The organism is Bradyrhizobium sp. Kon56 (assembly GCF_055807635.1).
The window spans coordinates 1-269 of the sequence record NZ_JBVVOU010000427.1 but is presented as its reverse complement, the minus strand read 5'-3'; the positions used below and the strand labels follow the sequence as shown (position 1 = coordinate 269).

Sequence of the window (269 nt, the reverse complement as noted above, 5' to 3'; positions counted from 1 at the left end):
GTGCCTCGCTGGCACCCTTTTCGAGAGGGCTGGGCTGCCAGCGCGGCACAGATGATTGCCGCGTATCAGCCGCAGATCGACGCGCTGGGCTATGCCGGTGTCAAGGTGATCAGCCTGACCGGTGAGCATCCCCATCACGACACGTTGCGCGCTGAAGGCCTCCAGGAGCGAATCTGCAGTGAAGACCAGGCGCGATTCTTCATCGCGGGTCAGGGGTTGTTCTCGTTGCACATAGGCGATCACGTCTACGGCGTGCGGTGTGAGAAGTA

General features: G+C 61.7%; 1 protein-coding gene. It reads left to right on the top strand.

Features of this window, described 5'->3' with window-relative positions; all coding sequences use genetic code 11:
• Positions 1-51: 51 nt before the first annotated feature.
• On the top strand, positions 52-269 hold a 218-nt coding region (locus AC0L3B_RS39550; protein ID WP_473383260.1), incomplete at its 3' end, for a cupin domain-containing protein.